The 13,918-nt window shown below is 67.3% G+C and carries 11 protein-coding genes and 1 pseudogene; 3 read left to right on the forward strand and 9 right to left on the reverse strand.

The genetic code is table 11. The features are described from left to right. Positions 1-196: 196 nt before the first annotated feature. Entirely contained in the window at positions 197-1,078 is an 882-nt protein-coding gene (locus tag LHP98_RS17420) for a LysR family transcriptional regulator (RefSeq protein ID WP_227253835.1), read from the forward strand. Between the two features lie 26 nt (positions 1,079-1,104). Next, positions 1,105-1,950: pseudogene (locus LHP98_RS17425) on the forward strand (DMT family transporter). 60 nt (positions 1,951-2,010) lie between these two features. Here the strand turns inward: LHP98_RS17425 and LHP98_RS17430 are convergent. The 9 genes from LHP98_RS17430 to LHP98_RS17470 all read right to left on the reverse strand — a co-directional run bounded on the left by LHP98_RS17430 (position 2,011) and on the right by LHP98_RS17470 (position 12,654). Beyond that, positions 2,011-2,214, reverse strand: a complete 204-nt coding sequence (locus LHP98_RS17430; protein ID WP_227253836.1) for a DUF2892 domain-containing protein — start codon at positions 2,212-2,214, stop codon at positions 2,011-2,013. An 18-nt stretch (positions 2,215-2,232) separates the two neighbouring features. Then, positions 2,233-5,457, reverse strand: a complete 3,225-nt coding sequence (locus LHP98_RS17435; RefSeq protein ID WP_227253837.1) for an efflux RND transporter permease subunit — start codon at positions 5,455-5,457, stop codon at positions 2,233-2,235. Next, positions 5,450-6,472 (reverse strand): efflux RND transporter periplasmic adaptor subunit, encoded by a 1,023-nt coding sequence (locus LHP98_RS17440; protein ID WP_413687724.1) that lies wholly within the window; start codon positions 6,470-6,472, stop codon positions 5,450-5,452. Before LHP98_RS17440 ends, LHP98_RS17435 begins: the two co-directional genes overlap by 8 nt. A gap of 145 nt (positions 6,473-6,617) precedes the next feature. After that, entirely contained in the window at positions 6,618-7,619 is a 1,002-nt protein-coding gene (gene iolG, locus LHP98_RS17445) for an inositol 2-dehydrogenase (protein ID WP_227253838.1), read from the reverse strand. A 76-nt stretch (positions 7,620-7,695) separates the two neighbouring features. Continuing rightward, complete coding sequence (locus tag LHP98_RS17450; RefSeq protein ID WP_227253839.1) at positions 7,696-8,466, reverse strand: ATP-binding cassette domain-containing protein; 771 nt, start codon at positions 8,464-8,466, stop codon at positions 7,696-7,698. A gap of 5 nt (positions 8,467-8,471) precedes the next feature. Then, a complete protein-coding gene (locus tag LHP98_RS17455) occupies positions 8,472-9,539 on the reverse strand; it encodes an ABC transporter permease (protein ID WP_227253840.1) in 1,068 nt (355 codons plus the stop codon). A 104-nt stretch (positions 9,540-9,643) separates the two neighbouring features. Next, positions 9,644-10,585: a substrate-binding domain-containing protein gene (locus LHP98_RS17460; protein WP_227253841.1), complete on the reverse strand. Its 942-nt coding sequence runs from the start codon at positions 10,583-10,585 to the stop codon at positions 9,644-9,646. Between the two features lie 89 nt (positions 10,586-10,674). Continuing rightward, positions 10,675-11,493: a TIM barrel protein gene (locus LHP98_RS17465; protein WP_227253842.1), complete on the reverse strand. Its 819-nt coding sequence runs from the start codon at positions 11,491-11,493 to the stop codon at positions 10,675-10,677. Positions 11,494-11,622: 129 nt separating this feature from the next. Next, positions 11,623-12,654: a LacI family DNA-binding transcriptional regulator gene (locus LHP98_RS17470; protein ID WP_227253843.1), complete on the reverse strand. Its 1,032-nt coding sequence runs from the start codon at positions 12,652-12,654 to the stop codon at positions 11,623-11,625. Between the two features lie 157 nt (positions 12,655-12,811). On the opposite strand from LHP98_RS17470, the gene LHP98_RS17475 reads away from it, so the two are divergent. Beyond that, a complete protein-coding gene (locus LHP98_RS17475; RefSeq protein ID WP_227253844.1) occupies positions 12,812-13,909 on the forward strand; it encodes a fatty acid desaturase family protein in 1,098 nt (365 codons plus the stop codon). Positions 13,910-13,918 lie beyond the last annotated feature (9 nt).

Here is a 13,918-nt window from a genome sequence, read left to right on the forward strand (position 1 = left end):
CGCTGACGGATGGCGATCCCGGGCCATTGCCCAAGGGACCGGAAGCCTTGGCCTCCGGGGAATTGCGTTGGGCGATACGCCCGCGCGAGGCGCGAGTCAAGCGCGGCCTGACAGGCGTGGCTTGGGGATTCCGCTTGCGAAGCGGCCGGCGTTCGGGGTTCATGTGCGCAGACGCACAGACACCGTGGAGGTCGCCATGGACAATTGGGACGAAATCCGCACGGCGTTCCAGGTCGCCCGGCTGGGCACGGTCTCGGGCGCGGCCGAGGTGCTGGGGGTGCACCACGCCACGGTGATCCGCCACATCGACGCGCTGGAGCGTCGGCTGGGCACGCGGCTGTTCCAGCGCCACGCCCGTGGCTACACCCCGACCGAGGCGGGACGGGACCTGCTGACGGTGGCGCAGACCACCGAAGAGCAGTTCGCCCAGTTGCAGAACCGCATCAAGGGCCAGGGCGAGACGGTGCAGGGCGAGCTGGTGGTGACCTCGATCGCCGGGGTGGCCGACCTGCTGGTGCCGGTGCTGACGGAATTCCAGGCGCGCTGGCCGGCGCTGATCGTGCGGTTCCTGACCGACATGCGGTTGTTCCGGCTGGACTACGGCGAGGCGCATGTGGCGATCCGCGCCGGCGCAGCGCCCGAGGAACCCGACAACGTGGTGCAGCCACTGGTGCGGCTGAAGACCGGGCTTTACGCCGCGCGCAGCTATGTGGCGACGCATGGCCTGCCCGTGACCGAGGATTTCACCGGCCACCGCTTCATCGCGCCCGACAACGAGGCCAGCCGCGCGCCGTTCTACCGCTGGCTGCGCGAGCGGGTGGGGGCCGACCAATTGCTCTTTCGCACCACCGAGCCGGCGGCGCTGGAGGCGGCGCTGCGGCAGGGGGCCGGGATCGGGTTCCTGTCGGCCTATCGGGCCGAGGCGGACGATGGCCTGGTCGAAGTGCTGCCGCCGCGGCCCGAGTGGGACTCGGCCCTGTGGATCGTGACCCATGTCGATCTGCACCGCACCCGCAAGGTCAGCGCTTTCGTTGCGCACCTGAAAGAGGCGGCGAAGGCCTGGCGGCTGTGCACCTGAGCGAGGCCGCGCGCGGCCACGCCGCGATGCTGGGGTTCTCGGCGCTGGTGGCGGGGTCGTTTTCGCTGGGCCGGATGGCGGCGCCGCTGGTGGACCCCGTGGCGATCACCGCGGCGCGGTTCGCGCTGGCTTCGGTTCTGGTCGGAGCGGCCGCGCTGATGACCCGTGGGCTGCCGCGGCAGGCGCTGGCGGCGCCCTGGCGCTATCCGCTGCTGGGCGCGCTGATGGCGGCCTATTTCGTGCTGATGTTCGAGGGGCTGAAGACGGCGGGCGCGGTCTCCTCGGCCGCGGTCTTCACCCTGACCCCGGTGATGGCGGCGGGTTTCGGCTGGCTCTTGCTGCGCCAGCGCATGGGCGGGCGGATGGCGCTGGCGCTGGCGCTGGGCGCCGGCGGCGCGCTGTGGGTGATCTTCCGCGGCGAGGTGGCGGCCCTGTTGCGACTGGAGGTGGGGCGCGGCGAGGCGATCTAATTCTGGGGCTGTGCGGCGCATGCGCTCTATGCGCCACTGGTGCGCAAACTGAACCGAGGCGAGGCGGCGATCGTCTTCACCTTCTGGACCATGGTGGCCGGCACAGCGGTGATGTTGGTCTGGGGCTGGCAGGCGCTGGCCGCAACCGACTGGGCGGCGCTGCCGGCCATTGTCTGGGTGACACTGGCCTATGTCACGGTCGCGGCCACGGCGATGACCTTCTTCCTGCTGCAATACGCCGCCCTGCGGCTGCCGGCGGCCAAGGTCATGGCCTACACCTACCTGGTGCCCGCCTGGGTGATCCTGTGGGAACTGGCCGTGCACGGCGCGGCCCCGCCGGCGCTGGTGCTGCCGGGCGTGGCACTGACATGCCTCGCCCTGGCGCTGTTGCTCAAGGACTGACACGGAACCGGAAATCGCACGATTTTCGTCCACGATTTTCGTCGAAAATCGTCCTCCCCCTCAGTTGAACGCGCAGCCCGCCTTGATGCCCAGCTTGCGGAACACGCTGGCCGCCGGGCAGAAGCCGGTAAAGCTGGACTGGATCAGGTTCAGGCCGATGAACACGGTGAACCAGACGAATAGGGGCGACACGAAGGCCGTCAGCAACACGCTGAGCAGCACCATGCAGCCGGCGAACAGCATCACGGAACGGTCAAGGGTCATGTGGATTTCCTTTCAAGGTCAGGTGCGGAACACCCGGTAGATCGCCGGGATGACCAACACGGTCAGCAGAGTTGAAGTCAGCAGGCCGAACAGCAGCGAGATCGCGAGGCCCTGGAAGATCGGGTCCGCAAGAATCACCACCGCGCCGATCATCGCGGCGACGGCGGTCAGCAGGATCGGCTTGAAGCGGATCGCGCCGGCCTCGATCAGCGTGGCCACGTCGGGGCGGTTGCCCGCAGGCGTGGCGTTGCGGATGAAGTCGACCAGCAGGATCGAGTTGCGCACGATGATGCCGGCAAGGGCGATGAAGCCGATCATCGAGGTCGCCGAGAACGGCGCCGAAAACAGCCAGTGGCCGACCATGATGCCCAGGAACGTCAGCGGGATGGGCGTGAGGATCACCAGCGGCAGCTTGAAGCTGCCGAACTGCGCCACCACCAGAATGTAGATGCCCACCAGCGCGATGCCGAAGGCAGCACCCATGTCGCGGAAGGTGACAAAGGTCACCTCCCATTCGCCGTCCCACAACAGGGTGATCTTCGATTCGTCCGCGGGTTGGCCGTGCAGGCTGACCTCGGGCTTGCCGCCTTCGGGCCAGTCCATGGCTGCCACCTTGTCGGCCACCGCCAGCATGCCGTAAAGCGGCGCCTCGAAGGCGCCCGCCAGCTCGGCGGTGACCATCTCGATCGAGCGGCCGTTGCGACGGAAGATCGGGAAGCTGGCCTTTTCCTCGGCCACCGTCACCACATCGCCCAGTTCGACAACGCCACGCGCGCCGGGGATGGTGTTGGCGGGAATGGGGGTGGTCAGGAACCGCTCGTCGATCACCCGGTCACCTTTCGGCAGTTCCAGCCGCAGGGGGATGGGATAGCGCCCCTCGCCGCGGTGGGAATAGCCCACGGTCTGGCCGCCGTTCAGGATGGCAAGCGTGTCGAACACGTCCTGTTCCTGCACGCCGAAGAATTCCAGCTGGTCGGTCGAGATCGTTGCCCGCATCCGCCGCGGCTGGGTGCCGAAGCTGTCATCCACGTCCACCACGAAGGGCACGCTTTCGAAGGCAGCGCGAATCTTCGTCGCGGCCTCGCGGCGGGCCTCGGGCGTGGGGCCATAGACTTCGGCCAGCAGGGTGGCCATGACCGGCGGGCCCGGCGGCGGCTCGACGGTCTTGAGCACCGTGCCGGGGGGCACGTCCAGGGCCTTCAGCCGCTCGCGGATGTCCAGCGCGATGTCGTGGCTGGGGCGGTCACGCTCGGCCTTGCCGGTGAGCAGGATTTCGACCTCGCCAAGTTGCGGCTCGGCCCGCAGGAAGTAGTGCCGCACCAGACCGTTGAAGTTGAACGGCGCCGCGGTGCCGGCATGGGTGCGCACCGACAGCACCTCGGGCAACGACAGGACCACCGCTGCCACATCCTGCGCCACCCGGTCGGTGGCCTGGACCGAGGCGCCCTCGGGCAGGTCGATCATCACCGCCAGTTCCGACTTGTTGTCGAAGGGCAGCAGCTTGACCGTCACGTCCTTGGTGTAAAGCGCGGCAAGCGAGCCGAAGGACAGCACCACCGTCACCAGCAGAAAGCCCAGCGAACGGGCCTTCGAGGCCAGGATCGGCCGCGCCACGGCGGCATAGTAGCGGCCCAGGCGGCCGCCAGGGTGGCCGCCATAGGCATCATCATGGCCATGCGCAGTCATGTCGGCACGGCCGGCGATCTTGACCATCAGCCAGGGCGTGATGATGACGGCGACGAAGAAGGAAAAGATCATTGCGGCACTGGCGTTGGCCGGGATGGGCGACATGTAGGGGCCCATCAGCCCCGACACGGCCAGCATCGGCAGCAACGCGGCGACCACCGTCAGGGTGGCGACGATGGTGGGGTTGCCCACCTCGGCGACGGCGTCGATGGCCGCTTTCGCGCGCGGGCGGCCGTCCTTCATGCCCCAGTGGCGGGCGATGTTCTCGATGACCACGATGGCGTCGTCGACCAGGATGCCGATCGAGAAGATCAGCGCGAAGAGGCTGACCCGGTTCAGCGTGTAGCCCATGATCCAGGACGCAAACAGCGTCAGCAGGATGGTCACCGGAATGACGATGGCCACCACGATGGCCTCGCGCCAGCCGATGGCAATCCACACCAGGCCGATGATCGAGATCGTCGCCAGCCCGAGGTGGAACAGCAGTTCGTTGGCCTTTTCGTTGGCCGTCTCGCCGTAATCGCGGGTGATCGTCACCTGCACGCTGTTCGGGATCAGCTGGCCCTCGGCGGCCTCAAGCCGGTGCAGCACCGCCTCGGCCACCACCACGGCATTGGCGCCGGCCCGCTTGGCAACCGCAAGGGTGACGGCCGGGGTGCGGACCGGCTGGCCGGCGGCGTCCTTGCTCACCATGGCGACGATATGGTCGGAGGTGTCGGGCACGAAGGACACCTCGGCCACGTCGGACACATAGACCGGGCGGCCGTCGCGGGTGGTCAGCAGCAGGCCCGCCACTTCCGAGGGCGCGCGCAGGGTTTCGCCGGCGACAAGGTCAATCTCCTCGCCGCCATCGCGCACCTTGCCGGTGGTCAGCGTGCGGTTGGCCTGCGCCACCTTGCCCGCCAGCTGCTGCAAGGTCACGCCATAGAGCGCGAGGCGATCCGGGTCGGGCGCGATGCGGATGGCCTCGGAGGCGTCGCCGACCAGATAGGTCAGGCCCACGTCATCGGTCTTTGCCACCTCGGCCTGCAGGGCGCGGGCGATGCGGGTCAGGTCAGCGGCCGAAACCTCGGCCCCCGGCGCGGCCGACAGCGTCAGCGCCAGGATCGCAACGTCGTCGATGCCGCGCCCGATCACCAGCGGCTCGGGAATGCCCACCGGCAGACGGCCGATGTTGGCACGCAGCTTTTCATGCACCCGCAGGATGGCATCTTCCGACTTGGTGCCGACATTGAACCGGGCGGTTACCATGGCCGCGTCGTCATGGGTCTGCGAATAGACGTGCTCGACGTCATTGATGCCCTTGACGATCACCTCAAGCGGTTCGGTCACCAGCTTGACGGCATCCTCGGCCCGCAGGCCCGCGGCCCGAACGTGGATATCGACCAGCGGCACGGAAATCTGCGGCTCTTCCTCGCGCGGCAGCGAGGTCAGCGCGACCAGACCCGCCGCCAGCGCGGCCAGGATGAACAGGGGCGTCAGCGCGGATGCGATGAAGGCGCGCGTCAGGCCGCCGGCGATGCCGAGGGCCTGTTCGACAAAGGGCCGGTCACTCATGGGCCGCCCCTTCCGCGGCGCGCGCCGCAACCTCGGCTGCGGCCACCGCGCCATCCGTGCGCACCCTGTCGCCGGCCTGCAGCCCGCTCAGGGCCTCGACCATGGCCACATCGTCGATCTGGTGCGCATCGCCCGGGATCACCGTGCGCAGCATCAGCCCGGCGTCGGTTTCCACCGCGACGAAATCCACCCCCGCCCGGGTGATCAGCGCGCTTTGCGGCACCGCAAGGCCGGCCCGGGTGCCCATCGGCAACCGCACCAGCACGCGGGCATCGACGTAACGGTCCGACAGCCCCTCAACCGCCACGTCGGCCACCACGCGGCCGTTCTCGATCAGCGGATAGACCCGCTCAAGCTTGCCCAGCGTCTCGCCGTCCGGGCCTTCGATGGGCAGGGTGTCGCCTTCCTTGAGCGCGGTCGCGTGGCGTTCCGGCACGGCCAGCCGCAGGAAGATGCCGCCGCCGCCCAGCACGGCGACCACCTCGCCCGGCATCACCACAGCGCCCATGGCGACCGGCACGTCCAGCACGCGGCCATCGGCCGGCGCCAGCACCGCGCCTTCGTCGGACTGCTGCTGCACCACCTGCCGCTCGGCCGAAACGGCCTCGATCTGGCCATTCAGCACGTCGACCTGGGTGCGCAGCGCGTCCAGCCGCTGCACTGTCGTCACGCCGCGGGACAGCAGGTCCTCGCCGCGTTTCAGTTCCGCCTCGGCATTGGCAAGCTGCGCCTCGAGCGAGGTCTTCTGAGCGTCGATGGCCGAAAGCTGGAAGCCAAGCTTTTCGTCAACGATGCGGCCCAGCACATCGCCCGCCTTGACAGTGTCGCCTTCCTTGACCGCAAGGTCCACCAGGGTGCCGCCTAGCCTTGCCCGCGCGGGCAGGCGGTCGCGCGCCTCGATCCGGCCGAAGACGGCTTTCCAGTCGGTCAACTCGACCGGTTGCAGGGTGAAGGTCTCGGCCGTTGCAGAGAGCGGCAACCAAAGCGCCAGGATCGTTGCAATCAGTCGCATCATCGCCGGGCCTCGCGCTGGGAAGTTCGATTCAGCACCCTATATATTCATACTTTTGCATTTGTAAATGGTGCAGATCGAAATCCCCACGCCGGGCGGGGCGGTCCGGCAGCCAAGAGGGCCGGACAACCCGCCCCTTCGCCCTGGATCACAGCACTTCGGAGACGCGCACGCTGCGGCCTTCGGCGACCGACTTCAGCGCCGCTTCGGCCAGGGCCAGGGCCATCAGTCCGTCCTGCCCGGTGGTGGGCATCGGCGCGCCGTCCTTTATCGCGGCGATGAAGGCGGCAATCTCGTTGGCATAGGCGGCAACGTAGCGGGTCATGAAGAAATTCAGCAGCGGCGCCGAGTGGAAGCCGTCCTTGTCGGCCACGGTCACCCGGCTTTCGCCATGGTTTTCCGCCGAGGCCATGCCGGTCGAGCCCAGAACCTCGATCCGCTGGTCATAGCCATAGGTGGCGCGGCGGGTGTTGGTGATGATCGCCTGCTTGCCGCTGGCGGTGCGCAGGATGACGTTGACGCTGTCGAAATCGCCCAGTTCGCCGATTTTCTTGTCGGTCAGCACCGAGGCCGCGGCCTGCACGGTCTCCACCTCTTCGCCCAGCAGCCAGCGCGCCATGTCGAAGTCATGGATCGTCATGTCGCGGAAGATGCCACCAGAGCGGGTGATGTAGTCATGCGGCGGGGCGCCCGGATCGCGGCTGGTGATGGTGACCATTTCCACCGTGCCCACCCGGCCGGCGTCGATGGCCGCCTTGACCGCCATGAAATCGGGGTCGAAGCGGCGGTTGAAGCCGACCATCAGCTTGCCCTTGGCGGCCTTGACGACCTTCAGGCAGTCGGCCACCCGCTTCAGCGACAGGTCGACCGGCTTTTCGCAGAACACCGCCTTGCCGGCGCGGACGAAGCGTTCGATCAGGTCGGCGTGGGTGTCGGTGGGGGTGCAGATCACCACGGCGTCGACATCGGCCGAGGTCTCGATCGCGTCGATGCTGCGGATGTCGCAGCCATAGGCCGCCTTCACCGCTTCGGCCGCCTTGGCGACCGGGTCGGCGATGGCGACCAATTGCGCGCCGGGGGTGCCGGCCACCGCGCGGGCATGGACCTGGCCAATGCGGCCGGCCCCGAGAATGGCGAAACGAAGGGTCATGGTCGGTCTTTCCTTGCGCGGGCCGGGGGCCCTGTCTGGTCTGGGGTAAGGGAATTGCCGGAATTCCGGCGCGATGTCACGCCGCGCCTTCGAATTCCGAACCGGTCTTGGCGCCGGTGATGTAGGACACCACGTCCTCGCCGCTGGTCTCCTGCTTGCGCAGGTTGGCGACGATGCGGCCGCGGCGGAACACCACCACCCGGTCGACCAGATCGAACACCTGCCGCATGTTGTGGCTGATCAGGATCAGCGGCTCGCCCGCCTCCTTCAGGGTGCGGATGATGTTTTCCACCTGCGCGGTTTCCTGCACCCCCAGCGCGGCGGTGGGTTCGTCCATGATCACCAGCTTGGACTTGAAGGCCGCCGTCCGGGCGATGGCCACGCACTGCCGCTGCCCGCCCGACATGTTGCGGATGGTGTTCATCAGGTTCGGGATCTTGACCCCGGTCTTGACCAGCGCCTGCAGGCTGGCCTCGCGCATGGCCTTCTTGTCCAGGATCGAGAACGGCCCCAGCCGGAAACGGAACTTCTCGCGCCCCAGGAAAAGGTTCGACGGCACGTCCAGATCATCGGCCAGGGCCAGGTTCTGGAACACCGTCTCGATGCCGGCTTCGCGCGCCTCGATCGGGCTTTCGAAGGTGTGCTCGACCCCGTCAAAGATGATCTGCCCGCGGGTGGGCCTTTCGACCCCGGTGATCTGGCGCACGAAGGTGGACTTGCCCGCGCCGTTGTCGCCCATGATCGCCACATGCTCGCCCCGGCGCAGGGTGAAGCTGGCGTCGCTCAGCGCGTGGACCCCGCCGTAGTGCTTGGTCAGGCCGCGGGTTTCCAGAATGGTGTCGGTCATCAGCGTTACCCCCTGCTGCGGCCCTGGCGCCACTGGTCCAGCACCACGGCACCGACGATGATCACGCCCTTCACCATCTCCTGGTAATAGGCGTCAAGCTGAAGGAAGGTGAAGCCCGAGATGATGACGCCGAAGATCAGCGCCCCCAGCACGGTGCCCAGGATCGACCCGCGTCCGCCTTGCAGGCTGACCCCGCCGATCACCGCCATGGCGATGGCGTCCAGTTCGTACATCACCCCCATGCCGGCCTGTGCCGTCAGGTTCTTGGATGACAGCACGATGGCGGCGAGCGCGGCCAGCATCCCGGCGATGGTGTAGACCAGCACCTTGTGGTTGGCGACCTTGATGCCCGACATCCGGCTGGCCTGTTCGTTCGACCCCACCGCATAGCAATGCTTGCCGTATTTGGTCTGGGTCAGGATCAGGTGGAACAGCACCGCCAGCAGCACGAAGATCAGGACCGGCATCATGCCCTTGCCGATGGCGGCATAGCCCTCGGTCGGGAAGGACACCGGGTTGCCGTTCGACCACCAGCGCGAAAAGCCGCGGGCGAAGACCATCATCCCCAGCGTGGCGATGAAGGGCGGAATGCGGGTGAACGCCACCAGCGCCCCGTTGACCATGCCGGCTGCCAGCCCGCAGCCAAGGCCCACCAGCACCGGCACCAGCACCGGCAGGTCCATCGCCCAGTCGCCGAAGATGGCCTTGGGGTTGGGGTTGCCGTTCACCATGGCGGTCTGCGCGAAACTCATCGCGACCATCGCCGTGGCGCCGACGATCGAGCCGGAGGAAAGGTCGATCCCGCCCGAGATGATGACCTGCGTCACCCCCAGCGCGATGATCCCGATGATCGAGACCTGAAGGATGATGATGTTCAGCCGCTGCCAGTTGAAGATCGCATCGACGTTGTCGCGGGTGTTGAACAGGAAACTGTCGCCCAGGAACAGGCGGCCGATCAGCTCGAACGCCACGGTGATCAGGACAAGTGCCAGGAACACGTTCAGTTCCGGCGGTCTTGATCGCTTGGCCGGATCGTAGCTCAGCCCCCCGATCCCGTGCTGTGTCTGTACCATGGTCACTCCTCTGGCCCCGAAGGCGGCGCGGCGGCCGCCGGAAGGGGCGTGCAGGACGGGGGCGGCAAGAACGCCGCCCCCCTGCGATCGGCGCGAGGGCCGGATCAGTTCTTCGTCAGGTAGGTGTCGATGTTGGCCGGGGTGACCAGCTCGAAGGGAATATAGACCTTCTGCTCGACCGCCTCGCCCGCGGCCAGCTTGGTGGCGGCATCCAGCGCGCCGGCGCCCTGGGCGGCGGCATTCTGGAACACCGTCACGTCCAGATCGCCCGCCTGCATCGCCGCAAGGGCATCCTGGGTGGCGTCGACGCCGCCCACCACGACGGTGGCCATGTCCAGCCCCGCGGCCTTCATCGCCTGGATCGCGCCGATCGCCATTTCGTCGTTGTTGGCGATCACGCCGTCGAAGGCGGCGCCGGTCGACAGCCAGTTGGTCATCAGGTTCTGCGCCTGGTCGCGGCTCCAGTTCGCGGTCTGCTCGTCGATGATGTTCAGCGTCACCTCGCACTCGCCGGCCGCGATCACGTCATGGATGTCGGCGGTGCGCTGCACGGCGGCCTGGTTCGACAGCTCTCCCATCATCACATAGACATTGGCCTCGGTCTTGCCCTGCTCCTTGAACAGGCGGCAGACCTCGATGGTTTCCAGCGTGCCGGATTCCACTTCGTTCGAGGCCACGAAGGCCTGGTTGTCGGGCAGGGTGTCGACGTTGATCGGCTGGCGGTTGACGTAGACCAGCGGCACGCCGGCAGCGGCGGCGGCGTCCGACATCGCCTGGGTGGCGCTGGTGTCCACCGGGTTCACGATGATCGCGTCAACGCCCGAGGCGATGAAGTTGTTGATCTGGTCAAGTTGCTTGGCCACGTCGTTCTGCGCGTCCTCGATCTGCACGCTCAGCCCGGCGCTGTCGGCCTGGGACTGGATGCCGTTGCGCAGCACGGTCAGGAAGTTGTCGTCGAACAGCGCCATCGACACGCCGATGCCGTCGGCCATCGCAGTCGTGGTCATCAGCGCGCCGAAGCCGGCGGCAAGAAGGGTCTTCTTCATGGTCTCTCTCCCTTTGTGGATGTCCGGCGCATCCGTGACTTTGCCGGAGGGGCACCCCTCTCTCCCAGGCGCCCCGGTTACCCTGGCGGTCAGGCGGCCTTGCGGGCCATGCCCTCGCGGATGAACGTCATCGACGCCGCCAGATCCGCCAGCGGCGTGGCGCTGGCATGGACCTGCGGCGCGAAGGATTCAAAGCTGACCGGGCCGTCCCAGCCGGCCGCCCGCAAGGCGGCGATCTGGTCGATGTTGCCCAGCCGGTCGGCGGCATCCACCAGGATGCGGTGCGCGTCGGTCATCTGCGCCAGCGTGACGGTGGGATCGACCACGCCCGAGATGTGGACAAGGCCGGTGTGCTGCGGGAACAGCGGCCCAGCCTGGGCCAGCGTGTGGTGAAAGCTGTCATGCACCAGCTTGAACTGCTCCCTGCCGCCGGTGGCCTCGATCGCCTCGACCGCCTCGGCCTTGTGGCGCAGTGGACAGGTCTCGAACCCCAGCGGTTCCACCAGGCCGGTCAGCCCGTGGTCCTCGAGCATCGGCTTCAGCGCCTTGAGCGCCACCCGCAGCGCCGCCTGGCGTTCGCCGTTGCCCATGCCACCATTGTCGTTGCGCGGGATCAGGCTGACCGCCTCGGCCCCGGCGGCGCGGGCAATCCGCATCAGCGCCAGCGCCTCGGCAGCCTTGCCGTCGGACCAGTCGTTGAAGCGCTTGACCTCGGCCACCGCCAGGAGGCGCAGACCCTTGTCGCGGGCCAGGGCGCCGGCGGCGGCGGGGTCCATGCCGTCGAACAGCGGCTGCGGCAGGTCATTGCGCACCTCGACGCCGACCATGTCCAGGTCGGCTGCAAGGTCGAGCAGTTGCGCATAGCCAAGGCGGGCCACGGTCATGTGGTTCAGGGCAAAGGATGTCATCGCATGGTCTCCCCACCCCTGCGCCGATTGGGGACAGACGATGCGAACCGCATCCGATTCGGTCAATTCAATCGGTGATGCTTTTCGTCAGGGATGATGGCATTGCCGAAACGGAATGATTGCCTTTCGTCAGACGGATTCCGGCAGATACAGGTCCGGCTGCAGGAAATGCTGGCCCAGCACCGGGGTGATCCCCTTCTGCACCGCCTCAGCCGCCAGCGTCACCAGGTCGGCGCAAAGGCGCGGCAGCGGCGTGCCGATCACCATGCCGACATAGCGCGAGATCAGCGCGGCCCGGCTTTCCGGCGTCAGCTCATTCACGATCAGCGCCACCTCGCCGGGCTGGCGCACCTCGCGCAGGGCGGCGATGGCGCCCTCCATGCCGCCGCCCGCGCAATAGATGCCACGCAGGTCGGGGTGGCGGCCCAGCAGATCCAACGTCGCCTCATAGGTCAGTTGCCGGGTTTCCAGGTTCACCAGAGTGTCCAGGATGGTGAACTGCGGCGCGTATTCGCGGAAATAGCTGCGAAAACCTGTCTCGCGCAGTTCATGCCCGTGCCAGCGGTAGCCGCCGACAAAAACCGCGATCTTGCCGGGCCGGTGCGAGGTCTGCACGATCATGTGCGCGGCGATGCGGCCGATCTTCATGTTGTTCAGGCCCAGGTAATTCTGCCGCACGCCCTGGGCGAAATCGTTCAGCAGGGCAAAGCAGGGAATCCCGCGCGCATTCAGCCGCATCACCGCCTCGGTGACCTCGGGGTGGGTGACCGAGGTCGCGGCCACCACATCCACCCGGTCGGCCAGCCCGTCGATCAGCGCCGCAAAGTCGGCCGGCGTCTGCGAGCTGGCGAATTCGATCACCGCCGAGGCGCGCAGCCCGGTGGCCCGGGTGACGGCGCGTTCGATCTCGGCCTTGAAGGACTGATAGAAGGCCTGGCGTTCCTTGTGCAACACCACGCCCAGCCGCAGCCGCGGCAGGTCCATCTGCACCCTTTGCCCGATCAGCGGCGTGGCGTGATAGCCAACCAGGCGCGCAGCCTCGTACACCCGGCGCGCGGTGTCCTCGCGCACCTTCTCGCGCGCGTTCAGGACACGGTCGACGGTGGCGGTGGACACGCCGGCCTCGTGGGCGACATCGTGAATGGTAGGGCGGCGGGCCATGCTGCTCCTGATGGTTTCACATCATTCCTGATGGCAGCGTGATGGGTTCTGATGGAACCTGCAAGCCCGTCTCTTGGTGAATCGGCGCCTTCCGGTCTATCGACGAGTCGGGTCCCGCTGCATGACGGGCGCCCGGCCAGCCTGGGGAGGGGACGGCATGGGGAAACGGGACTACAGCCCGTTCGGGGCCGACGCGCAGCGCGCCGTCGACCGCGGCCTGACCGCGGCGGAGTGGTATCACACCGAAGTGCCGCGCAAGGTGATGAAAGACCTGATGACCCGGACCGACCAGCCGGCCATTCGCGACACACTCATCCTTTACGGCGTCATGATCGCCTGCGCCGGCATCGGCATCGCGCTTTGGCCTTCCTGGGCCTCGCTGCCGTTCTGGCTGGCCTATGGCGTGCTGTACGGCTCGGCCTCCGACTCGCGCTGGCACGAATGCGGCCACGGCACCGCCTTCCGCACGCCGTGGATGAACGACGTCGTCTACCAGATCGCCAGCTTCATGATCATGCGCAATCCCGCCACCTGGCGCTGGAGCCATGCGCGGCACCATTCCGAGACCTATTTCGTCGGCCGTGACCCGGAAATCGCGGTGATGCGCCCGCCGGACCTGGCGCGGGTGATGCTGAACTTCTTCGGCATCATCGACGTGATGAAATTCTTCCCGAACCTGATCCGCAACGCGCTGGACGGCCCTACGGCCGAGGAACGCACCTTCGTGCCGGAAAGCGAATGGGGCAAGGTCCGCAAGGTCGCCCGCATCCACTTGGGCATCTATGCCGCCACGCTGACCCTGGCGCTGTGGACCCATTCCATCCTGCCGCTGATGGTGATCGGCCTGCCGCGGATGTACGGCGCCTGGCACCATGTGATGACCGGCCTGTTGCAGCATGGCGGGTTGGCCGACAACGTCATCGACCACCGGCTGAACAGCCGCACCGTGCTGATGAACCCGGTCAGCCGCTTCATCTACTGGAACATGAACTACCACGTCGAACACCACATGTTCCCGATGGTGCCCTATCACGCGCTTCCCCGCCTGCACGAGACGATCAAGGGCGACCTGCCCGCGCCCAACCGCTCGATCCTCGAGGGGTTCCGCGAGATGTGGCCGGCGTTCAGGCGCCAGCTGGCCTATGAGGATTATTTCATTCGCCGCGACCTGCCAGCCAGCGCCAAGCCCTACCGCGAGGATTTCCACCAGTTTGTGCCGGGGATGATGGCCCAAGCTTCCAACGCCGCCGAATAAGGGGACCGG

The organism is Rhodobacter sp. Har01, from assembly GCF_020564565.1.
Taxonomy (GTDB): Bacteria; Pseudomonadota; Alphaproteobacteria; order Rhodobacterales; family Rhodobacteraceae; genus Pseudogemmobacter.